We start from the raw sequence: 21,339 nt of genomic DNA, 5'->3' as shown, positions 1-21,339 counted from the left end.
GAACCTCCATGTTATTGTAGATATATATCTACAATAACATGGCCAAATAAAAAGCTCAACACCTTATCCCATTTTTTTGACGCAGACCCGGGAGCGGGGGAGCGTTGCGCCCTTGACAAGGCATAGAGCCGTTTTGTTATGTTTTAGTGATATGTATCAAGGCCGGTTTATGACAGCCCTTGGGGTAGCTGCCCTTATTATTGCGGCGTTGTTTGCGTTAAACAGCTGTAATAAAACGAGGAATTTCACTAAGGCAGAGTTCACTGGAGATAATTTTCAACTCAGGAGCGCGTCGTTAAAGGAGAAAACCCCGGTATATTATTCACACATGGACGGCACAAAGGGGATATATTTCTTTGTAGTCAAAGTAAACGACCAGCTCTATTCATATTTTGATATATGCAACTCGTGTAAACAGCACAATCAGGGCTATAGGGTAGAGGAGAAATTTATCGAGTGCCGGGACTGTCAGGTAACTATTGCCTACGAAGACCTGAAGACCGGAGTTGGCAGCTGCTATCCAATCCGCCTTCATGGAAAAGAAGAAAACGGTGTGTATTCGATTCCCCGTTCAGAAATCGTGAAGGGCAGACAGTATTTTCCGTAGAAATATCAGGTAGTTATTCCTGGGGCAGCCCATCTTGCTGGTAGTTCTGCGTTTAATCTAACGGTAGTCAATCAAAGAAAAAATATTTATTTTATAAAAAGCTCTTGACATACAGACATGATTTATGTTTTAATCGCATAATCTTATGGTATTAGCTAATAGTGTATGCTTAATAATTTAGATATATCAAATAGTTGCTGTAAAAAAGATGAGTTTAGCTCATTATCATCATTCACTCAGGAGGTATTATAGGTATGAAAGTAAAATTATTTTTTCTGATTGTACTTATCGCACTGTGTAGTTTGGTAGTTTCAGGTCAGGCCTTTGCTGCAAAAAAATCTTCTAAGGCATCCTTCCCAGCAGCAGTCTCTCACGAAGGTAATAATAATAAGGCAGAGCAGTTGGCAGAAGACCAAAGTCCGGGCGAAATAAAACATACAGGTTTCTTTAAGAAGATGAAGCAAGAGGTGTTTTCATATTTACAGCAAAATGTCCCTTTTATTTCAAAGGTATACATCGGCATGGGCTATCGCAGCTCCTCCAACCCCGACACTACCGGAGAGTCCGACTGCTCTAATCTGGTCAACGCTATTACGAGAAACAGTTTAATCGGAACTGATTATGAGTTCGCACCGAATGAATTTTCCTCACAGGACATGCGCGAAAACTGCCATTATGTTTCATTGTGGGACGTAAAGCCCGGAGACCTCATCTTCTTCTCCAAAGGGAGAAGGCACAACATCATATACCATGTCGGCGTCATAACAAAAGTCCTGTTTGGCACGGTGCATTTCGTTCATGCCTCAAGTAACTACGGCGTGGTAGAGACCGTCTCCGGTTCTGAAACATGGCGGCATTACTGGGGGAAGCAGCTCCATTCCTTCGGCAGATGGAAGCCGGATGTATTTGTTAAGAAGCAGGCTGCTTAACCTCACAAAGCCTGACCACCAAACATGCCCGGTGTAATAACGTTACATCGGGCTTTTTATTGTGCTGAAAAATGGGACAATTTATTTAGTGTTTTTTTTTAATTAGTTTATGATAGACTTGATACTTCAGAGCCATGCCTTGCTGGTACAGGGTGTCATGTGCCCGAATGCCCGAATGATTAGATGACTAAAAGAATAAACTTATAAGGAGTTAAGCTATGTACATAGTGATGGTAACCCCTGAGATTGCCCCCGTAGCCAAGGTTGGCGGCCTTGCCGATGTTGTCTTTGGCCTCAGCCGTGAGCTTGAAATAAGAGGAAACTCTGTTGAAATAATCCTGCCGAAATATGACTGTATGTGGTATGGCGAGATTTTTGGATTGTGTGTGGATTATGATAATCTTTGGGTGCCATATTACGACCAATGGATACACTGCACAGTGTTTTTTGGTTTTGTCCACGGGCGTAAGTGTTATTTTATAGACCCCCATTCGGACAAGGGCTTTTTCAACAGGGGGGTGTTCTACGGTCATTGGGACGATGCCGAGAGATTCGCTTTTTTCTGCAGGGCAGCGCTTGAGTACATGCTCAAGGCAAATAAACACCCTGATATCATACACTGCCACGACTGGCAGACAGCCATGCTGCCCGTACTACTTTATGACATATATGCCAATCTCGGCATGACACACCCCCGGGTCTGCTTCACGCTGCACAATATGAAGCATCAGGGCATCACCGGCGAATTTGTCTTCAGAGAGACGGGGCTTAATCCACTGGATTATTTCAGGGCAGACAGGTTTCAGGACGACGCTAACCCACATGTTGTTAATCTGATGAAGGGTGGTATTGTCTATTCAAACTTTATAACCACTGTATCGCCGCAGTATGCCTGGGACATAAGGACCTCTGAACAGGGGTTTGGCATGGGACATACACTCTACACACACCAGGGCAAGTTTGGGGGCATCTTAAACGGTATTGATTACGATGTCTGGAACCCGGAGACAGACCGATATATTCCACATAAATACTCGCTTAGTACGCTTGACGACAAGTACAATAACAAAGAGGCCCTAAGGCACAGACTGCTGATGAGGCAGGACCTCAAACCTATTATCTGTGCTATCGGACGGCTTGACCACCAAAAGGGTGTATATCTGATAAGACATGCCCTGCACTATGCCCTTGCTAACGGCTGGCAGTTTGTCCTGCTTGGCTCAAGCCCTGAACAGGCCGTAAATGATGAGTTCTGGCGCATGAAATGTGACCTTAACGACAATCCTGACTGCCATATTGAGCTGGGCTATAATGAGGAGCTTTCGCACCTTATTTATGCTGGTTCAGATTTAATAGTAATCCCAAGCCTGTTTGAGCCGTGTGGTCTTACCCAGATGATTGCCATGAAGTACGGTACGATTCCAATTGTCAGAAGCACCGGGGGGTTGAGTAACACCGTGTTTGACGCAAACTACTCAGAATTACCCTTTGAGCAGCGCAATGGTTACACGTTTTATGACCCATCAAATGAGGCCCTTGAACATGCAATGGTGCGCTCAGTAGGTCTGTGGTATGAATATCCTCAGCAGTTCCGGCAGCTAATGGAAAATGCGATGCGCTATGACTATTCGTGGAACAATCCGGGCGAACACTATTTGAAGGTCTATGACTTTATAAGAAACAAGTAGGGGAATATGCCCCTGTGACAGGTCTGCTCTATGGAAGTTGATGCTATACGTCTGACGAAAAATGCAAAGATGCTTAAGGTGTTGAAAGACGCTGAGAAAGCGGCTTCATTAATCAACATGAGCGTGTTGATAAGCGGCGAAGACAGCTTTGGAAAAGAACTCATAGCGAGAAAGATTCACTCTGAAGGCGAGAGAAAGCATAAGCCATTTCTAACTATCAGCACATCTGCCTTTGCGGCTGACATTGCCGAGAAAGAATTATTTGGGTGGAAAAAAGGCACATTTGCTGGCGCTATTGAAGACAAGACCGGCATACTTGCCAAAGGCAATGGCGGCACTCTGTACATTGAGGACATTGACAGGATAGACGCTAATCTTCAGGCAAAACTCTACAAGTTTATTGTAGAAAAAAAATACCGTCCACTTGGAAGCACCCATGCCATTAAGTCCGATGCCAGAGTAATAGGCTCAACAGGCAGGAAACTTTCCGAGGCGGTGAAAAAAGGTAATTTTCGGGAAGATTTATATAAGATATTAAAGTCTCTGGAGATAAAGCTCCCCCCCCTGAGGGAACGAAAAGAAGACCTGCTGCCTATGGCCATGTATTTACTTGATTATTATAGTAAAAAGTATGAAACCGGACACAAGGAATTTTCTGAGTCGGCAATTAAATTTATAACAGGCTACGACTGGCCGGACAATCTGAGGGAACTATCCCATGCCATAAAGAAATCTGCAGTTCTCTCCGACACACCTATAATCCAGCACAATGATTTAATCCTCGACATTCCATCTAAGTATTCAATCTATGAATTTCTTGATGAGAAGTTGAGCAAATACCTCACCGAAATTGGCGATATTAAAGGCGGCAGTCTCTATGGCGCTATAATATCTGAGGTGGAAAAATCCCTTTTAACAATAGTCCTGAAGGAAGTAAAAGGCAATCAGTTGAGGGCATCAAAGATTCTCGGCATAAACAGAAATACGCTGAGGTCTAAAATCAAACAATATGACATAAAATCGTGAATCATACTGGTTTAATCCTCATGAATTTCCTCTTTCCAACCTGCATGACATACTCCCCAGCAGGGAGTTTTTCATCCTGAGAGCGTGGTTTCTGACCGTCAATCTTAACTCCGCCCTGATTTATCAGACGAATCGCCTGTCCCGTGCTTTCACATAGACCGGTGTCTTTCAGGATTTTGGGCAGCCACACTTCCAGCTCTGTCCATTGATATGAGTACACGGCAATGTCATCAGGTATCTCTTTCGACTTAAAGACTAAATCGAACTCCGCTTTTGCCATTGCTGCGGCCTCCGTGCCGTGGTATCTTCCTGCAATCTCAAGGGCAAGTTCCTCTTTTGCCTTTTTGGGATGAACAGTGCCGTTTACAAGTCCCTCGCGCAGTGCCGACAGGTCTTCGTTTGTCCTGTGGCTTAACAGCTCATAGTATTTCAGCATCAGCTCATCTGTTATGGACATTAATTTACCATATATCTCTTTTGCCGGTTCGTTGATGCCGACGTAGTTTCCAAGGCTCTTGGACATCTTGTTTACGCCGTCAAGCCCCTCGAGAAGCGGCATCATCAGGACTACCTGTTCGGCAACACCGTACTTTCTCTGAAGGGTTCTGCCCATCAGGAGATTAAAACGCTGGTCTGTGCCGCCAAGCTCTACGTCTGCCTTTAGCGCAACGGAGTCATACCCTTGAAACAACGGGTAATAAAACTCAAGGAGCGATATGGGGGTATGCGCCTCAAAGCGTTTCTTAAAATCATCCCGTTCAAGCATTCCAGATACCGTTAGAAGCGCCCCCAGGGCGGCTACCTCATGGGCGGACATCTTAGAAAACCACTCGCTGTTAAACACTATTTTTGTGCGCTCAGGGTCAAGAATCTTAAATATTTGCTCTTTATATGTCACCGCATTTGCGTCAACCTCCTCTTTGGAGAGGGTCTTACGCTGCTCGTTTTTGCCGGTTGGGTCACCAATCATGCCGGTAAAGTCGCCGATTAGAAATATCGCCTCATGACCAAGCTCCTGAAAATGGCGCATCTTTTCAATCAACACAGTATGCCCCAGGTGTATATCAGGGGCTGTGGGGTCAAACCCAGCCTTTATCCGAAGTGGACGGTTCTCTGCATGAGAGCGGGCCAGCTTATCAAGCAGCTCCGTCTCATTTATTATCTCAACAGCCCCTCGTCTGATAAGCTCTAACTGTTTTTTTGGACTTTCAAACATTGTCAATAACCCTTTCGTCACCGGTGGCCTTAGCGCCGGAGTTTGTTTTGCTGTCTGTTTTATTATACAGATAGAAGATAAAACCCGGCAGACTTGCCGCCAGCGTAGTTAAATACCACCCGAAAGAAATCGCTATGGCCGTCTCCTCTGGTATTCCCGCCTTTTTAAAGAGTATTACAAATGCCCCTTCGCGCAGGCCAAGCCCGGAAATAGATATAGGAATCGAGGCAATCAGTATTATTACTGGTATGAATATTAAGAGGTCTAACACATCAATCTTCACGCCCAGACCAACGGCTGTCAAATAGGCACATCCAATTGCTATGAGCTGTGCTGCCGTTGTCAGCAAAAACGACAACGCAATCGCCCTGAGATTCCTCATATACAAATGGAAGTATTCATAAAACTTTGAGACAGAGGCAAATCTGCCGCCCAAACGAAACCTGAACACTATAAAACTCACCACCACAAAGGCAGCCGTTACCACCGGAGTAAAATACTCCACACCAGTGCCAACAAGCCGGTTCAGACCAAACAACATTGCCGCAAACCCGATGAAGATAATATTTGCCAGCCCTATATACCTGTCCATAAACACAGACCCGGCGGCAATCAATCCATTCCCGGTCTTTTTATATACATAGTATAGTTTTACCGCATCGCCTCCCGTTGTCCCTGGCATTACATTATTAAAAAATAGTCCTATCATATTAAGTGAAAACAGCTTGCTAAGAGGAATATCGTCAGAGATAAACAACTGCCACCTCCTGGATATTATAAGCATCGAAAAAACACAAAGCAGCGAAGCCGCAAAGAAACACAGCAGATTAATATTTCTCAGCAGTGAAAAAACCTTCGATGTGTCGATCTTGGAAAGCAGGACATATAGGATCACCGCACTGATAAGGACCTTTGCTGCGGCCACGGCAGCATTCTTTACTTTCTTGTTCAATGGTTTCCTCACGCATTAGGTTATATAAATAAACAAACTCCTGTCAAGCCTGTTAAGCCTGTTAAGCAAGAAGCGCCTGCTCAATTCATACAATTGACATAAGGGTCGCAATGCGTTTACAATTTCATTAGGCAGCGCATTAGGCAACGCACTGGGCTGCCGCAGGAGGGAGCTGCGCATGATAGGTTTTATTGGCGGCGGTAACATGGCCGAGGCCCTTATTAAAGGAATTAGAGGCACTGCCTCAAAAGACATATATGTCTCAGAGCCAAATGAACAAAGACGGCTCTATCTAAAAACAACATATGGCGTTGACACCACCGGCAATAACATGGAGCTGGCCGCGTCGTCAGATATTATCGTCATCGCAGTAAAGCCGCAGGTCATAAGCGCCCTAGCCGATGAGTTTAGCGGCACAGACCTGTCGAAAAAGACTATTGTATCCATAGCCGCCGGGGTCTCGATTTCTAATCTAAGACAGGCATTCAGGACAGAGACCGTTATCAGGGTGATGCCCAATACACCGGCGTTAGTGCTCAAGGGGATGTCCGTAATATCTGCTGCTGAGGGAATTTCCCCTGAGACGATAGATAAAATTGACGCTATATTTTCCTCTATCGGGGAGATACTCCACCTGCCCGAGGCTCACATGGACGCAGTGACGGCTGTATCGGGAAGCGGTCCTGCCTTTATCTCTTTCTTTGTGCAGGGCATGATTGAGGGTGGCATAGCGCTTGGTCTTGATGGGCAGACGGCCTCAGCGTTAGCCATACAAACGCTTGCGGGCACGTCAGAGCTGCTTGCCTCACACAGCCCAGAGGCCATAATAAAAATGGTATCATCCCCTGGTGGAACTACTGTTGCGGGGCTGAAAGTAATGCAAGACAGAGACGCAGCAGGGCTTATTGCCGATGTGCTGAGGGCGGCGGCCATACGCAGCGCTGAACTGAATATTAAACTAAAGGGCCAATAAAGCCAGGAGGTCAGATATGTTTATCATCGGAAATCTCGTAGGCGCAATTGCTCAGATAGCAGACCTGATACTGGGGGCGTACATGTGGATTGTCATTGTCTCCGCCCTGATAAGCTGGGTAAACCCTGACCCGTATAACCCTATTGTGAGATTTTTATATATGGCAACTGAGCCGGTGCTGCGGCCAATCAGGAGAAAAATCGGCAACCTTGGCGGCATAGACATCTCTCCGTTGATTGTCGTACTGGCAATTGTGTTTCTCAGGTCTTTTCTGGTGGGAAGCCTGATGCAGGCAAGCCGCGTTTTACATTGATATTCCGGTGAATTCGCCGTTGAATTCAGGAGATTCACGGAATTTTCAAAATTAACAGATATTGCCGCGGCAATAAACTTATTTTAATTGCCGCATTATGATATACTTATTACGCTATTAATAAGTATTCAGGACAGAAGGAGGCAGCATGAGGATTACACCGCTGGATATTCAGCAAAAGCAGTTCCCCGTGAAGTTCCGAGGGTTCGACGTAGAGGAGGTCTATGCCTTTTTGGAAATCCTCCGTGAGGAGATGGAGGAACTGCTCAGGGAAAACACATCGCTAAAAGAGCAGATTCACATCATAGAAGGACAGTTGAAAGAGCATAAGAACATGGAAACTACCCTTAGAGAGACACTGATAACCGCCCAGCAAATGATCGAGGCATACAAGACAAACGCAAGAAAAGAGGCCGAGCTGATCACGCGAGAGTCTGAGCTGAGGGCAGATGAAATAATAAAAAAGGCACAGGAGCGCGTAGTAAAAATCCATGAAGACATCGTTGACCTCAGGGGCATAAGGAGACATTTTAAGGAAGAGATAAAGCGCCTGATTGAGAAACTCTTACGGGAGATTGAATTTGACAAAGAAAGAGAGGGTGACGACGTCTGGGAAGATAATAGAAGAGACGACAGACGAGTAGGAGCTGACAACACCATTGAACGCGTATAGCACACTAAAAGGGGTTCATGATATATTCCCCCCCGATGTGTTCATATGGAATAAAATAGAAAGGACAGCCAAAGACTTGTTTTATATCTTCGGCTACGATGAGATAAAAATCCCTATCATAGAATCTACTGAAATTTTTACCCGTTCAATAGGACAGTCCACAGATATAGTAGGAAAGGAGATGTACACGTTTACTGACAAGGGCGGAAGGGGCATTACGCTGCGCCCCGAAGGCACGGCGTCAGTTGCAAGGTGTTATGTGGAAAATGCCCTCTACAGGTGCACTCCGCCTCAAAAATATTATTACATCGGGCCTATGTTTCGTTACGAACGCCCGCAAAAAGGCAGGCTCAGGCAGTTTTATCAAATTGGCGCTGAGTGCTTTGCCTCGTCAACCCCGGAGACCGACGCCGAGATGTTGTTCATGATTAACGAGTTTTTTAATAAGCTGCAAGTGCCTGAACTGCGGCTCGAAATAAATTCTATCGGCTGTAAGGTCTGCCGTCCTGAATATAACGCAGCGCTGACCATGTTCTTCTCACAAGCATCCCTCTGTGGTGACTGTAAGACAAGGCTGGTGAAAAATCCCCTGAGGATTCTTGATTGCAAAGTGGACAGATGTGTGGAACTAAGAAAAGGGGCGCCGGTTATCACAGATTTCCTATGTGAACCCTGCAAGACACACCACGAAGGACTAAGAGAACTGCTCAAGGGCAGGGGCATTGCCTTTCACGACAATCCTCTGATAGTACGGGGGCTTGATTATTATACGAGGACGACCTTCGAGGTAACAACTGAGCACCTCGGCGCACAAAAGGCAGTAGCAGCGGGGGGAAGATACGACAACCTTGTGGAGGAGTTCGGCGGTCCGGCAACACCGGCAATAGGCTTCGCCATTGGCATGGAGAGGCTTGCCGAGTTGATGAGACTATTTGACCCATATCCAAACTCCCCTTTTTTCTATTTCGCGGCACTTGGAGAGCAGGCATCGGCAATTGCCCTTTCGCTGGCCATAAGACTCATGGACAAGAACATATCTTCTATATGTGCCGACTGGCAAATCCCTCTAAAGGGACATATGAAAAGGGCAAACAAATTAAACGCAAAATATGTCATAATGCTAGGTGCAGATGAAATCCAAAAGGGCAAGGCCACATGGAAGCAGATGTCAAACGCTGCGCAGGGCGAAATAGACGTAAATAACGTTGGTGAGTTCATTGCATTGTCAGAGCAATGGCTAACAAGGCAGGGCAGTAATGATTGAGAGCATGACAGGCTATGGCGCAAGCGAAAGAAACGGCCTTAAAGTAGAGATGCGTTCGTTTAATCACAGGTTTCTTGACCTGAACATAAAGGCGCCGCCGTTTTTCCTGAAGCACGAAATTGGGATAAGAAATCAGATAAAAAATCAATTCCATCGCGGTCATATAGACATCTTTGTGACAGTTGCCCCTGAAAACACATTCAAGGTATCGATTAACAAGGATTTCGTAAAAGGGCTTATACACGCGGTTTCAGAGGTCAAGGACGAGTTTCACCTGCGCGGTGAGATAGACTTTGCTGCCATCTTGTCGTTTAAAGAGGCAATTGTTACCGAGATGAATGAAATACCGGAGGATGCCATAGATGAGACCTTCCATGAGGCTATGGCGAGATTGAAGGCAATGAGACAAAAAGAGGGTCAAATCCTTCTTGTGGAAATCACAAAGCATCTGGATATAATAGACGCAGCCTTAAGCCAGATAAGGGAAGGCTCTGCTGGCGCTATGGAAAGAAATCTCGGCAGGATTAAAAATAAAATAGAAGAACTTATGGATTCAGCACAGGTTGACGACGCAAGGGTCTTGCAGGAAGCCGCTCTTTTGGCGGAAAAATACGATATTTCAGAAGAAATCCAACGCATAGGAAGCCACCTGAAACAATTCAGACAAAACCTTGCGGATAATGATAAAATAGGCAGAAAACTTGATTTTATATTACAAGAGCTTAACAGGGAGGCAAATACGATTTCCTCGAAGACCGACATGTATTCGGTAAACGCCGTCGCTGTTGACTTAAAGGCAGAGATAGAGAAGCTGCGCGAGCAGGCGCAGAATATTCAGTGAATGCGCAATTGGAATAAAAGGGTGCGACTCCAATGTACATAAATAAGGGACGTCTGTATATACTTTCAGCCCCGTCTGGAACGGGCAAGACCACGATTTGCGGGGAGATACTTAAGACTGTCTCAAATCTGAAAGTGTCCGTATCCTTTACAACTCGCAGCCCGCGCGCTGGTGAGCGCAACGATATTGATTATACATTTGTCAGCGTCGGGGAGTTTAAGGAGAGATTGGCTGCCGGGGAATTTATAGAGTGGGCAGAGGTCCACGGTAATTATTACGGCACCTCAATAAAAAGGATAGAGGAGATACAGAACGAAGGCAGCGACATACTGCTTGACATAGACACACACGGGGCAAAGCAGATAAGGGCAAGACACATTGACGCCATATATATATTCATCCTTCCCCCATCGCTTAAGACCCTGCGGGAGCGTCTTTATAAGCGTAACCTTGACGATGAAAAGACAATAAACCGGCGGCTTGACAAGGCAAAAGATGAGATCAGCGAAAGCCTGTATTACGACTACATAATAGTAAACAACAATCTGAGCGAGGCCGTTGATGGCCTGAAGTCGATAATATTATCAAGCAGATTAAAGGCAGACTGCCTGAATACCGGCTGGTACGAAGCCGAATTCGGGATATAACATGGATGCCCCTAAAAATAATGGATAGTTATTACAGCAGCTACAGGAGGACTAATTAATGGAGTCAATCTCACTGCCCATTGAACTTGATTACAATCAGGTAGACGGGCGATTCAGGCTTGTACACATCATATCGCAAAGGGTAAAGGAACTTGCCCACAAGGGGAAACCGATGATTACCTCAAAGGCACATAAATTGACTACAATAGCCCTTGAGGAGGCCATCAACTACAAGCTTGAGTTCATCACCGGTGTTGAGGCAAAGCAGGCAAACGAAGAGGCAAAGAAGCTGGACTATAAGAGGTTTTTAGAAGAGAAGCGCAGGGCAAGCGAACAGGAAGACCTCTCAGAGCTCGAAAAAGACCTCAAGTTCTATCTCGACGAGAGAGAAGAGCCTGGCATAAAGCACACAATAGATACACTGTTTACCGATGGGGAACCCTCAGCAGATATGGAGTAGTGTAATTCCTAATGGAAGATAAGGAACGGGGGTTGGCGGGCGCGCCAGGCAGTGTAAGCAAATATGTGATACTTGGAGTAACAGGCAGTGTTGCTGCCTTTAAGAGTCCGCTTGTGGTGCGCGCAATTAAAGACTCCGGCATAGGGGTGAGGGTAGTTATGACTGAGGCCGCGAAGCAGTTCGTAACACCGCTGTCATTAGAACTGGTATCAGGGAATCCTGTGCTGTGGGATAGTTTCCAGTCTCCGCTGTCTCACATAGAAATAGCAAGGGACGCGTGTGCCCTGATAGCTGCCCCGGCGACGCTTAATACAATTTCCAAGTTTTCCACAGGCGTTGCGGACAATCTGTTGACAACACTATTTATGGCCTTTAGAGGCCCTGTAATAATAGCCCCGGCCATGAACTGGAGGATGTACGACAATCCAATATTTAAAGACCGGCTGGCCTATCTGAAGGACAAGGGAATCATAGAAGTAACACCAGAGCGGGGGGCGCTTGCCTGCGGTGAAGAGGGCGTTGGGCGCATGGCCTCAACACAGAGGATTGTGCATACACTAAAGCGCACACTAGGGGCAAACGACATGAAGGGCCTTAAGGTGATTGTAACATCAGGGCCAACACGTGAATACATAGACCCTGTAAGGTTTATAACAAACAGGTCTTCGGGGAAAATGGGACGTGCCCTTGCGCGCGCGGCCTGTCTGAGGGGGGCCTTTGTAACGCTTATAAGCGGCCCGTCATCTGTGCCACCGCACGATGATGTCCTTGATGAAATTGATGACGCCGAGATTATTCGGGTTGAGACCTCTGGCGAAATGGAGAAAGCCATTTTAGAAAAATCAAAAGAAGCCGATATAGTAGTGATGGCTGCGGCGGTGTGTGATTTTAAACCGGAGAGGTTCTCTCAGGATAAGCTCTCACGTTCGGAGGGACTTACCCTTGAACTTGTCAAAACGGCTGATATTTTAGGGAAAATCTCAGCACACGCCTCAAAAAAGACTTATTTAACAGGTTTTGCCGCAGAAACAGGGGACAGAAAAGACAGGGCGCGCGAAAAACTCCAGAAAAAAGGTATCGACATGATAGTCTTTAACGATGTTACTCAAGAGGGGGCAGGTTTTGACTCCGACACTAACATTATGACCATAATAACCCCAACAGAGGAGCTGTCTATCCCTAAAATGTCAAAGGATGCAGGCGCAAACAGAATTTTTGACAAAATACTCTTAAACATAAAAGGCCGGAACTGATGCATCCCGACAAACTAAACAGACTCAAGGAAAAGATTTTCGCCGGTACAAACCCCAAGCTGTTCATTCCGCTGTCGGATGAGTACAAAAATCACGGCATGACAGCCGACGCCATACATATACTGGAACACTGCATTGAAACATATCCTAACTACATGAGCGCACGTGCAGCCCTTGGGAATCTGTACGCGGAAAAGGGCTGTTTCATACACGCCATTGAAGAGTTCGGCGTGGTTGCCAAAGTAATTCCTGACAACGTTCTGACACATAGAAAACTTGCCAAACTCTACTCCGCCATTGGCGACACTCAAAATGCCCTGTCATCATATGAAACAATCCTGGCAATAAAACCCTCTGATGAGGATGCGCTGACGAGCATACAGAAAATCCAAACAGAAGTCCGTTCAGCGGTGCAGGTACAACAAGAGGCGGCACAAGAGGCAGTAAGGGATGCTGCCATGGTTTTCGACAATGAAGATGCCTCTATTGCTGCCATGTTTAATCCAGTAGACGAATACGAACTTCCACCGGACATAGATCTTGATGAAGTCGATGACATTGGCGACGATGATGGAACGGTCGAAATCAAGATGGAGGAGCTGTTAGCCGCTGAAATCACGCCCGAGCCTGTATCTGATAAGATTAACGCCGAACCGGAATACGATTGCACTACCACACCTCCTGTCCAGTCTGCGGACAAATACGAGCCTCCCACTGATATTGATAGTGATACCAGCATTGTCAGTGACCCTGTTGATGAAACAACCGAAACCATAAACGAGCAGTCAACCACTGAAATCACGCCCATATCTGACGAACCTATATCTTCTGATGAGATTAACACCGAACCCGATATTATCGCACCGCTTTCAGCACATGTACACATAGATGAATATCAATTGCACATGGATATAGACATTGACGACGGCGAAGAGACCTCAGAGATCATAGACGATCAATCCCCCCCTGAAATCACCTTCGCCATCTCTGACATCTCTGATGAGATTAAAGCTGAACCTGAGTCTGAACTGCCAGAGACAGAACAGCAGGATATGCCAGATTTCAGGGCTGATTTTAAAATAATAGAAGAGACAGAAACGCTTCCCCCGCCCGAACCTGTGGCTGAATATGAAATGCTCCCGGATATAGACATTGGTGAAGGTGGAGATACGGCCGAGATCAAAGACGAGCCGCCAACTGGTGAAATCACAGTTGTCATATCTGACGAAACCGTCTCTGATGAGATAAAAGCTGAACCGGAGTCTGAACTGCCAGAGACAGAACAACTGGATATGGCCGATTTCAGGGCTGAATTAAAAGAAATGGAAACACCTCCCCCGTCTGAACCCGTGGCTGAATATGAAATGCTGCCGGATATAGACATTGGCGAAGGTGGAGATACAGCCGAAATCAAAGACGAGCTGTCAACAGGTGAAATCATACCCGTTATATCTGACGAGATAAAAGCTGAACCGGAGTCTGAACTGCCGGAGACAGAACAACAGGAAATGGCTGATAACAGGGCTGATTTAATAATCGAACTACCTGCTCCCTCTGAGACAGACAAACTGCTTGCAGCTGCAGACGGAGGTAGTCACGAAACACTACAACTCGACACACAATCCCTAATCGATGAAATCACTACTGCCGATGCAGCACACGGAGCGGCTATGGAGGATATGCCCGAGTTTGGAGTTAAGGAGGTTATGCCTCCTGCCCCATTTCATCCTGTTGACGAACATAAACTGCCTCCTGATAAAAATGATAATAATGACATGGACGGAGGTGAAGGAACTATTAAATTCAAACTGAGGCCATTACCAGGTGAAACCATCCCTTCTTCTGATACAATACGTGTAAAGGTCGTGGAGACTGCCCCGCCTACCCTGTTTAATTCTGTGGACGAACACGAACTCCCCCCGGACATAGACCATGGTGACATTGAAGACAATGAACTGTCAACTGATCTCAGGGCAGAGATGCCGCCTGATTTCACACCTGATTTAATGACAGAAGAGCCTATACCACCTGAGCTGCTCATTCCTGTGAATGAATACGAACTGCCCCCTGATATAGCCATCAGAGGCGAAGAACCAGTGCAGGTACCGCCCCCGGTCAGCAGCTTCATCCCTGATGAGACTACCCCTGTTGAGACAGAATCTGAGGTGGTGGTAAAGACACAGCCAACAGAGCCGACAGGGATTGAGGAGGCAGTCACTCCTGTTGAGACTGTTGCTGACACTGTAAAGCCAGCAAAGTTGGCAGTGCAGCCAGATATAGAGCCAGAGATAGTGATTGAAGAGGCCATACCACCTGACCTGCTTAATCCTGTGGAGGACTACGAACTGTCCCCTGAAGACGTTGATATCATCGGTGCCTCCGAGGCTGCATCCGGTCATATGGCAGAACCACAGATATATGAACCAATGCATGAAACCCAGGAGACCGCACAGGACGGCATTGACTCAGAAAAGCCGCCGGCTGCACTGGTGGACAAACAAACGCGCCAACACCCGGAGACTGAACCATCTGTAGTTGTCGAATCACCCGTAACTAAGATTGGCGCCGTGCCTGGCAAGAAGCCAGACCCGGAGAAGCCCTTCTCACAACACACTAAAATAATCGAAAATAAGATTTCAAAGCGTGTAGAAGGCAAGGTAAAGGCCGAAACAATCGACAGCAACCGTGTGTGGCTTATGCAGGAGCTGGACATGATAGACAGCTACATCATCACCGAACACTATCTGGCGGCAATAAAGGCATTTCAATACCTCCTTGAACGATATCCCGGTGATGAGGAGATATTAAAACGGCTTGATGACATCAGGCATCTGGCAAAACACATGGACAAAGACGATAACACGATGATAAGAAAGCTTCGCCACATTAAAGACAAACTAAGAGAACGAAAGAGATAGTATATGCTGCCAGAACAAACTGACGATAATGCCATCTGCAGAGTTGACAAGTTAAAGGCATGGCTTAGTTCAAAGCGCGCAGGGGCATTTCTAATCACTAACCTTACAAATATCAAATACCTGACCGGCTTTACCGGCTCAAGTGGATATTTACTTGCAGCCGGTGGTAAGGCTTACTTTTTCACAGACTTCCGGTACAAAGAACAATCAGTAGCCGAGACCAGGTCGTGTGATATAATGATAACGAAAAAAGATGCAATAAAGTTTATTATAAATTTTCTTGAAAAGAAGAAGATAAAAAACCTATCATTTGAAGATACCATAAGTTACAGGACATACGCGCAGTTTAAGCAGAGGTTTCAGCTAAGGGCGCTGCGAGATACGGTAGAGAATATCAGGATAAAGAAGGATGCTGAGGAACTGCGGCATATCAAAATAGCAGTCCAAAGGGCAGAAAGCGCCCTTGAGGAGATAAAACCCCGAATAAAGGCAGGCGTTACAGAAAAGGCTATAGCGTCAATGCTTGGGGAGAGTTTGAAGGCACAGGGAGTTGAAAAGATTCCATTTGATATAATCGTAGCAGCAGGAAGGCACTCATCCATGCCCCATGCCAGACCAACAGAAAAGGTATTGGAAAAAGGCGATTTACTCATAATAGACTGGGGTGGAGAGTCCGGGGGCTATTACTCTGACATGACGAGGACATTTCTCATAGGAGGGGGAAATGATTTGGGCAAGAAAAAAGAGATTTATGATATAGTACTCAAGGCCAACAAGAGGGCACGTGATTCGATAACAAAAGGACAGAGCGCTGCCGATGTGGACAGTGCTGCCCGCACACTGATAGCTGCTGCCGGGTTTGGGCGTTATTTTGGTCACTCAACAGGACATGGCATAGGAATGGAGGTTCACGAGCAGCCATATATCTCAGCCGTGAACAAGAAGCAAAAAATAGAAGAAAACATGGTCTTTACAATAGAGCCGGGCATATATATACCGGATATTGGGGGCGTGCGAATAGAGGATATGGTTTGTGTAACCGGGCAGTCGGCAGAGACGATAACAAACCTTACGAGAAATTTAGAGATATTGTAGCAGCGGCACAAAGAGCGGCAGGAGGCATTTTTGATAGCGACAAATGATTTCAGAAGAGGGTCAAAGATAGAATATAAGGGTGAGCCATATGAAATAATTGAGTTCCAGCACGTAAAAATGGGCAGAGGCGGGGCGTTTGTCCGTGCCAAGATGAAGGGATTAAAAAGCGGGAAGGTAATTGAAGATACATTCAACTCCGGTGAGAAATTCCCCAAGGCCAATCTCCAGAGCAAGCAGATGCAGTATCTGTATCTTCAGGACGGCATGTACTATTTTATGGACATGGAAAACTATGAGCAAGTCCCCCTGACCGAGGAACAGCTTGGCAGTTCCAAGTCCCTTTTAAAAGAGGAGATGATTGTAACGATACTTTATCATAAGGAGACGCCGCTTGCAGTTGAACTGCCAATATTTGTAGAGCTTGCCATATCGGAGACAGAGCCGGGTTTCAAAGGTGACACGGCATCAGGCGGGGCAAAACCAGCAAGGCTTGAAACCGGCGCCCTGATAAAAGTCCCGTTTCACATTAACCAGGGAGATACTATTAAAGTTGACACAAGGACAATGGAATACATCGAACGGGTGAAGTGATGGAAATTAATGATATTAAAGAACTCATAGAACTGATAAAAGAGACAGACATAACAGAGCTGAGATATGAAAAAGACGGGATGAGGATAAGCCTGAAAAGGGGATCATCCACACCTCCGGCAGACCCACCAGCAGTAAAAGTCCCCGTGGCGGAGGCTCTGGTCAAGGATACTGACGAGAATGTAAACTATTTGACAGTAAAATCCCCAATAGTTGGTACGTTCTACCGGTCGTCAACACCAGGCGCCGCCCCACTTGTCGAACTTGGCGACACGGTGAGAAAGGGACAGGCACTTTGCATAGTAGAGGCCATGAAGCTGATGAATGAAATAGAGAGCGAAGTAAACGGTGTAATAGTAAAAATATTTCATGAAAACGGCACTGCAGTTGAGTACGGTGAACCTCTGTTTCAAATAAATCCGCTCTGAGGTAAGGATATGCCTCTTTTTAAGAAAATACTAATAGCCAACAGGGGTGAGATAGCGATTCGCGTCGAGCGAGCCTGTAAAGAGCTTGGCATTAAGACTGTAGCCGTATACTCCGACGTGGAAAAGGATGCAATGCACGTCAGATTAGCTGATGAGTCGATATGTATAGGTCCGGCGCGAGCAGCAGACAGCTATTTGAACATTCCATCGATATTGAGCGCGGCAGAAATTACTGATTCTGAGGCAATACACCCCGGTTACGGGTTTTTGTCAGAAAACCCACAATTTGCCGAGGCATGTAAGAAGTCAAAGATAACATTCATTGGTCCCACGCCTGAGAACATCCGCATGGGTGGAAACAAGTCAAGGGCCAAACAAATAATGAAAAAAAATGGTATCCCCGTAGTTCCGGGAAGCGATGGCGCTATAACGGACAAGAATTTAATCGGGAAACTGTGTTCAAAGATAGGCTACCCTGTGATTCTAAAGGCCTCAGCCGGTGGGGGTGGCAGGGGAATGAGGATTGTACATACCGAGCCGCAGCTTGAAGCAGCGCTGTCATCCGCCGAGGCAGAGGCGATGGCCGCCTTTGGAAATGCTGAGATGTATGTCGAGAAGTATATAACCCGCACCCGACATGTCGAAGTCCAGATAGCAGTCGATAGCGATGGCACGGCAATACATCTGGGCGAGAGGGACTGCTCTGTACAGAGGAGACATCAGAAGCTCATCGAGGAATCCCCGTCAGTGGCAATCACTGAAAAGACAAGGGAAAAACTCGCCAAATTTGCAGTAAAGGCAGCCGAATCGCTGAAATACAAAAATGTTGGCACAATTGAGTTTATACTAGACAATGACGACAATATTTATTTTATGGAAATAAATACCCGTGTACAGGTCGAACATCCGGTAACAGAGCTGGTAACGGGGGTGGATATAGTAAAGGAACAGATACGCATAGCATCCGGGCTTCCGTTGAGCATAAAGCAAAAGAATGTAAAACTAAAAGGCCACTCCATAGAGTGCCGCATCAATGCAGAAGACCCATATACGTTTGCACCGTCGCCAGGTACTATAACATTTCTGTATCTGCCCGGAGGCCCTGGGGTCAGAGTAGATACATTCATACATGCCGGTGCTGCCGTGCTGCCATACTATGACTCTCTGATAGCAAAGCTCATTACCTATGGCTGTAACAGAAAAGAGGCCATAGAGCGAATGCGGCGTGCCCTTGACGAATTCCAAATCGGCGGGGTTAAAACCACTATACCGTTTCATAAGTCTGTAATGTCAAACCCGGATTTCCTTGCCGGTAAGTTTGACACAGGCTATCTGGAAAGGGCGAATGCCGCAAGCTAATAACTCAAAACTTTACTTAGGCGGCATATGTGTATTGATGGATTGTAGTGGTCGTGCCCGTCCGCCATTTGATTCAATAATAGACCTCATAGGGGCCGGTGTGAAATGGGTTCAGCTCAGGGATAAGGAGGCAACGCGTCTTGCCGTGTATAAGGCCGCCCGACTTCTGAAGGAACTGACAAAGGCAAACGGTCTGACCCTGATAATCAATGACTATGCCGACATAGCAGCAGCCATTGACGCCGACGGAGTGCATCTCGGACAGGACGACCTGCCGCTTTCAGAGGCTCGTAAAATTCTTGGGGCTGATAAATTAATAGGCATATCCACACATAACCTTGAGCAGGCGGTAAAGGCACAGGAAGACGGCGCTGATTACATCGGTTTCGGGCCAATATATGCCACATCGACAAAAAAGGCTGGCCCGCCCAAAGGCCCTCAATCTATTAAAGAAATAAGAAACCACATACATATCCCAATAGCAGCCATTGGCGGCATAAACGAAGAGAACGTTGCTGAACTAATCGAGGCAGGCGCTGATGCGCTGGCCGTTGCCTCGGCCGTAATGGACGCAGAAGACATATCAAAAGCAGCCGATGCCTTTGTAACCTTTGTAACTAGGCTCAAGACCTCGCAGTGAACCGGTACACATATTGTTGAACAGTCTCGTTGTCTTTGATTTCACCAGCCGCGTTTTAATATCGTCTCAATCATTTCTTTTTCCTCTTCAACTGACATATGAAACTCTATGCCGATGTCGAACTTGTCGTATGCCGTGCTTAAATATTTTATCATACCCTTAATTGGCAGTTCTTTTTTTGAACCGCCGACGGGTATAAAAATCTCGACAGCGCAGTCTTCCTCGAATAAGAATTTTGCTGACCATCTGTCTAACATACCAGATTCGTACAAACTACATCTGCAGCCGGTTGGCGTTAGGTCCTGCACACACGCCTTAATTTTATTATCTTTTACAACGAGTATACAAGGGAGTTTACAGTTAATTCTGCGTTTATCACGGCGCTCCTCTTTTTGTATTAACTCAGGGCTATCGACAATGACCAGCATAGTTGGCTTAAAAACTATGTCTTTAATCACAGTTTTGAACCTGAATACAGTTTCACCCATAAAACATCTTACGGTAATATCAGTCCCTTTTGGTTGTTTATCCTGAAAATTTTCACTTCCCCTGGGTTTGATTATAATAGTATCAGACGTAACGTCAACAATAAACCCTAATACTTTAGAAAGCATTGCGTCCGATGTTATTTCAATCGGCACCCCGATGTCAAACGCGCCTAAATGATATGTTTCCTTGTTTTCGGTATGTTCAATATTCATATAGCATCTCCCATTTTTAACTGCTATTAACCTCTCACGCCTCCGCCTCCCATTGTCACATGCTCTATAATAATCCATAGGACAGATAAAATCAATAGAAGGAAAAAATGAAAGCCGCATGAAACAGGCTGAAACGTGTTGCATCACGTAAAAATCTACACGAAAGTGGTTGATAAGCAAGGGGTGGAGGGGCATCTGCGTACCATCCCCTGAGTCTTGGCATCGTTTGTTGCCAAGAGCCTGTCCTGTAACTTCATAAGATCTCTTTTAAGTTGTGCCGGGTTTAGTTTATCATAAGTATGCATAAGAGCGTCTTTATTTTCTTGAGGTACATCAGGTGACTCCAAGATTCTATGATAAGGTGTCTTGGCCTTATCGTATCTCTTGGTCACCTTACTTCCTGTGCGGGTCTTTTGAGTCATTTTCATTACTGGTTGAAAGAAGTAGTCTTAAATGACCGTATAACTCGTTCAATATCTTGAGTTCCTCCTGCGAGTCATATCTTCGATAGCCTACGGCACGACGTATGACTGAATAATTTTTCTGTTCGACAAAACAGTTATCGTTCTTTTTATATTTTCTTGCCCTGGTAAAGGTAATATGGTTTTCTTTACAATACCTCAATAGTTGGTCGTTAATGAATTCGGCTCCGTTGTCCGAATCTATCCACTACTCCTTGGTGTGACTGAAAGTGCTTCGTAAATCTGTTCTCGTGGTATACCTGTTATTAGCATCTGAATAGCGGTACACCTTAGAGACGTTTCA

21 protein-coding genes are annotated in these 21,339 nt (G+C 45.9%); 18 read left to right on the top strand and 3 right to left on the bottom strand.

All coding sequences use genetic code 11. The features are described 5' to 3' along the window. Positions 1 to 169 precede the first annotated feature (169 nt). The 4 genes from ASN18_RS08365 to ASN18_RS08350 all read left to right on the top strand — a co-directional run bounded on the left by ASN18_RS08365 (position 170) and on the right by ASN18_RS08350 (position 4,250). On the top strand, positions 170 to 607 hold the full coding sequence (locus tag ASN18_RS08365) for a Fe-S-containing protein (RefSeq protein WP_236861614.1): 438 nt from the start codon (positions 170 to 172) through the stop codon (positions 605 to 607). A gap of 254 nt (positions 608 to 861) precedes the next feature. Beyond that, positions 862 to 1,536 carry an NlpC/P60 family protein gene (locus ASN18_RS08360; protein ID WP_085052290.1) on the top strand — a complete coding sequence of 225 codons (675 nt, stop codon included), beginning with the start codon at positions 862 to 864 and terminating at the stop codon, positions 1,534 to 1,536. 218 nt (positions 1,537 to 1,754) lie between these two features. Then, positions 1,755 to 3,224 (top strand): glycogen synthase, encoded by a 1,470-nt coding sequence (locus tag ASN18_RS08355; RefSeq protein ID WP_085052289.1) that lies wholly within the window; start codon positions 1,755 to 1,757, stop codon positions 3,222 to 3,224. Between the two features lie 30 nt (positions 3,225 to 3,254). Beyond that, entirely contained in the window at positions 3,255 to 4,250 is a 996-nt protein-coding gene (locus ASN18_RS08350) for a sigma 54-interacting transcriptional regulator (RefSeq protein WP_085052288.1), read from the top strand. A gap of 1 nt (position 4,251) precedes the next feature. Here the strand turns inward: ASN18_RS08350 and tyrS are convergent, their stop codons facing one another. Continuing rightward, positions 4,252 to 5,466: a tyrosine--tRNA ligase gene (gene tyrS / locus ASN18_RS08345; RefSeq protein ID WP_085052287.1), complete on the bottom strand. Its 1,215-nt coding sequence runs from the start codon at positions 5,464 to 5,466 to the stop codon at positions 4,252 to 4,254. Then, positions 5,459 to 6,418 (bottom strand): lysylphosphatidylglycerol synthase transmembrane domain-containing protein, encoded by a 960-nt coding sequence (locus tag ASN18_RS08340; protein WP_236861613.1) that lies wholly within the window; start codon positions 6,416 to 6,418, stop codon positions 5,459 to 5,461. Before ASN18_RS08340 ends, tyrS begins: the two co-directional genes overlap by 8 nt. 178 nt (positions 6,419 to 6,596) lie before the next feature. Here ASN18_RS08340 and proC point away from each other — a divergent pair, with 178 nt between their 5' ends. The 14 genes from proC (at position 6,597) to thiE (ending at position 19,873) form a co-directional block, all read left to right on the top strand. Then, on the top strand, positions 6,597 to 7,391 hold the full coding sequence (gene proC, locus ASN18_RS08335; RefSeq protein WP_085052285.1) for a pyrroline-5-carboxylate reductase: 795 nt from the start codon (positions 6,597 to 6,599) through the stop codon (positions 7,389 to 7,391). A 16-nt stretch (positions 7,392 to 7,407) separates the two neighbouring features. Next, positions 7,408 to 7,704: a YggT family protein gene (locus ASN18_RS08330; protein ID WP_085052284.1), complete on the top strand. Its 297-nt coding sequence runs from the start codon at positions 7,408 to 7,410 to the stop codon at positions 7,702 to 7,704. Positions 7,705 to 7,852: 148 nt separating this feature from the next. Beyond that, a complete protein-coding gene (locus ASN18_RS08325) occupies positions 7,853 to 8,377 on the top strand; it encodes a DivIVA domain-containing protein (RefSeq protein ID WP_085052283.1) in 525 nt (174 codons plus the stop codon). Next, entirely contained in the window at positions 8,364 to 9,641 is a 1,278-nt protein-coding gene (hisS, locus tag ASN18_RS08320; RefSeq protein ID WP_085052282.1) for a histidine--tRNA ligase, read from the top strand. Before ASN18_RS08325 ends, hisS begins: the two co-directional genes overlap by 14 nt. Then, on the top strand, positions 9,634 to 10,482 hold the full coding sequence (locus ASN18_RS08315) for a YicC/YloC family endoribonuclease (protein WP_085052281.1): 849 nt from the start codon (positions 9,634 to 9,636) through the stop codon (positions 10,480 to 10,482). The genes hisS and ASN18_RS08315 overlap by 8 nt, the downstream gene beginning before the upstream one ends. Before the next feature lie 32 nt (positions 10,483 to 10,514). Further along, positions 10,515 to 11,129 carry a guanylate kinase gene (gmk, locus tag ASN18_RS08310; protein WP_085052280.1) on the top strand — a complete coding sequence of 205 codons (615 nt, stop codon included), beginning with the start codon at positions 10,515 to 10,517 and terminating at the stop codon, positions 11,127 to 11,129. A gap of 58 nt (positions 11,130 to 11,187) precedes the next feature. Next, the gene (gene rpoZ / locus ASN18_RS08305; RefSeq protein ID WP_085052279.1) at positions 11,188 to 11,589 is read left to right on the top strand and encodes a DNA-directed RNA polymerase subunit omega; all 402 of its coding nucleotides are present in this window, start codon (positions 11,188 to 11,190) and stop codon (positions 11,587 to 11,589) included. An 11-nt stretch (positions 11,590 to 11,600) separates the two neighbouring features. Then, entirely contained in the window at positions 11,601 to 12,842 is a 1,242-nt protein-coding gene (coaBC, locus tag ASN18_RS08300; protein WP_085052278.1) for a bifunctional phosphopantothenoylcysteine decarboxylase/phosphopantothenate--cysteine ligase CoaBC, read from the top strand. After that, positions 12,842 to 15,760: a tetratricopeptide repeat protein gene (locus tag ASN18_RS08295; protein ID WP_085052277.1), complete on the top strand. Its 2,919-nt coding sequence runs from the start codon at positions 12,842 to 12,844 to the stop codon at positions 15,758 to 15,760. The genes coaBC and ASN18_RS08295 overlap by 1 nt, the downstream gene beginning before the upstream one ends. Positions 15,761 to 15,763: 3 nt before the next feature. Further along, entirely contained in the window at positions 15,764 to 16,855 is a 1,092-nt protein-coding gene (locus tag ASN18_RS08290) for a M24 family metallopeptidase (protein WP_085052276.1), read from the top strand. A 30-nt stretch (positions 16,856 to 16,885) separates the two neighbouring features. Next, positions 16,886 to 17,446: an elongation factor P gene (gene efp / locus ASN18_RS08285; RefSeq protein WP_085052275.1), complete on the top strand. Its 561-nt coding sequence runs from the start codon at positions 16,886 to 16,888 to the stop codon at positions 17,444 to 17,446. Then, the gene (accB, locus tag ASN18_RS08280; protein ID WP_085052274.1) at positions 17,446 to 17,874 is read left to right on the top strand and encodes an acetyl-CoA carboxylase biotin carboxyl carrier protein; all 429 of its coding nucleotides are present in this window, start codon (positions 17,446 to 17,448) and stop codon (positions 17,872 to 17,874) included. The genes efp and accB overlap by 1 nt, the downstream gene beginning before the upstream one ends. Before the next feature lie 9 nt (positions 17,875 to 17,883). Continuing rightward, complete coding sequence (accC, locus tag ASN18_RS08275) at positions 17,884 to 19,233, top strand: acetyl-CoA carboxylase biotin carboxylase subunit (RefSeq protein WP_085052273.1); 1,350 nt, start codon at positions 17,884 to 17,886, stop codon at positions 19,231 to 19,233. Next, entirely contained in the window at positions 19,220 to 19,873 is a 654-nt protein-coding gene (gene thiE, locus ASN18_RS08270; protein WP_085052272.1) for a thiamine phosphate synthase, read from the top strand. The genes accC and thiE overlap by 14 nt, the downstream gene beginning before the upstream one ends. Positions 19,874 to 19,914: 41 nt before the next feature. On the opposite strand, the gene ASN18_RS08265 is transcribed toward thiE, so the two are convergent. Continuing rightward, positions 19,915 to 20,574 (bottom strand): PilZ domain-containing protein, encoded by a 660-nt coding sequence (locus tag ASN18_RS08265; protein WP_236861612.1) that lies wholly within the window; start codon positions 20,572 to 20,574, stop codon positions 19,915 to 19,917. Positions 20,575 to 21,339 lie beyond the last annotated feature (765 nt).

The sequence above is a fragment of the Candidatus Magnetominusculus xianensis genome, assembly GCA_001541255.1.
Taxonomy (GTDB): domain Bacteria; phylum Nitrospirota; class Thermodesulfovibrionia; order Thermodesulfovibrionales; family Magnetobacteriaceae; genus Magnetominusculus; species Magnetominusculus xianensis.
The sequence above is the reverse complement of the archived record's forward strand: the minus strand, read 5'-3'. Positions and strand labels throughout refer to the sequence as shown.

What these genes read in the sequence shown, in the direction of transcription:
- ASN18_RS08365 (WP_236861614.1), top strand. Translation starts at nt 170, where the DNA reads ATGACAGCCCTTGGGGTAGCTGCCCTTATTATTGCGGCGTTGTTTGCG.
- ASN18_RS08360 (WP_085052290.1), top strand. Translation starts at nt 862, where the DNA reads ATGAAAGTAAAATTATTTTTTCTGATTGTACTTATCGCACTGTGTAGT.
- ASN18_RS08355 (WP_085052289.1), top strand. Translation starts at nt 1,755, where the DNA reads ATGTACATAGTGATGGTAACCCCTGAGATTGCCCCCGTAGCCAAGGTT.
- ASN18_RS08350 (WP_085052288.1), top strand. Translation starts at nt 3,255, where the DNA reads ATGGAAGTTGATGCTATACGTCTGACGAAAAATGCAAAGATGCTTAAG.
- tyrS (WP_085052287.1), bottom strand. Translation starts at nt 5,466, where the DNA reads ATGTTTGAAAGTCCAAAAAAACAGTTAGAGCTTATCAGACGAGGGGCT.
- proC (WP_085052285.1), top strand. Translation starts at nt 6,597, where the DNA reads ATGATAGGTTTTATTGGCGGCGGTAACATGGCCGAGGCCCTTATTAAA.
- ASN18_RS08330 (WP_085052284.1), top strand. Translation starts at nt 7,408, where the DNA reads ATGTTTATCATCGGAAATCTCGTAGGCGCAATTGCTCAGATAGCAGAC.
- ASN18_RS08325 (WP_085052283.1), top strand. Translation starts at nt 7,853, where the DNA reads ATGAGGATTACACCGCTGGATATTCAGCAAAAGCAGTTCCCCGTGAAG.
- ASN18_RS08315 (WP_085052281.1), top strand. Translation starts at nt 9,634, where the DNA reads ATGATTGAGAGCATGACAGGCTATGGCGCAAGCGAAAGAAACGGCCTT.
- gmk (WP_085052280.1), top strand. Translation starts at nt 10,515, where the DNA reads ATGTACATAAATAAGGGACGTCTGTATATACTTTCAGCCCCGTCTGGA.
- rpoZ (WP_085052279.1), top strand. Translation starts at nt 11,188, where the DNA reads ATGGAGTCAATCTCACTGCCCATTGAACTTGATTACAATCAGGTAGAC.
- coaBC (WP_085052278.1), top strand. Translation starts at nt 11,601, where the DNA reads ATGGAAGATAAGGAACGGGGGTTGGCGGGCGCGCCAGGCAGTGTAAGC.
- ASN18_RS08295 (WP_085052277.1), top strand. Translation starts at nt 12,842, where the DNA reads ATGCATCCCGACAAACTAAACAGACTCAAGGAAAAGATTTTCGCCGGT.
- ASN18_RS08290 (WP_085052276.1), top strand. Translation starts at nt 15,764, where the DNA reads ATGCTGCCAGAACAAACTGACGATAATGCCATCTGCAGAGTTGACAAG.
- accB (WP_085052274.1), top strand. Translation starts at nt 17,446, where the DNA reads ATGGAAATTAATGATATTAAAGAACTCATAGAACTGATAAAAGAGACA.
- accC (WP_085052273.1), top strand. Translation starts at nt 17,884, where the DNA reads ATGCCTCTTTTTAAGAAAATACTAATAGCCAACAGGGGTGAGATAGCG.
- thiE (WP_085052272.1), top strand. Translation starts at nt 19,220, where the DNA reads ATGCCGCAAGCTAATAACTCAAAACTTTACTTAGGCGGCATATGTGTA.
- ASN18_RS08265 (WP_236861612.1), bottom strand. Translation starts at nt 20,574, where the DNA reads ATGAATATTGAACATACCGAAAACAAGGAAACATATCATTTAGGCGCG.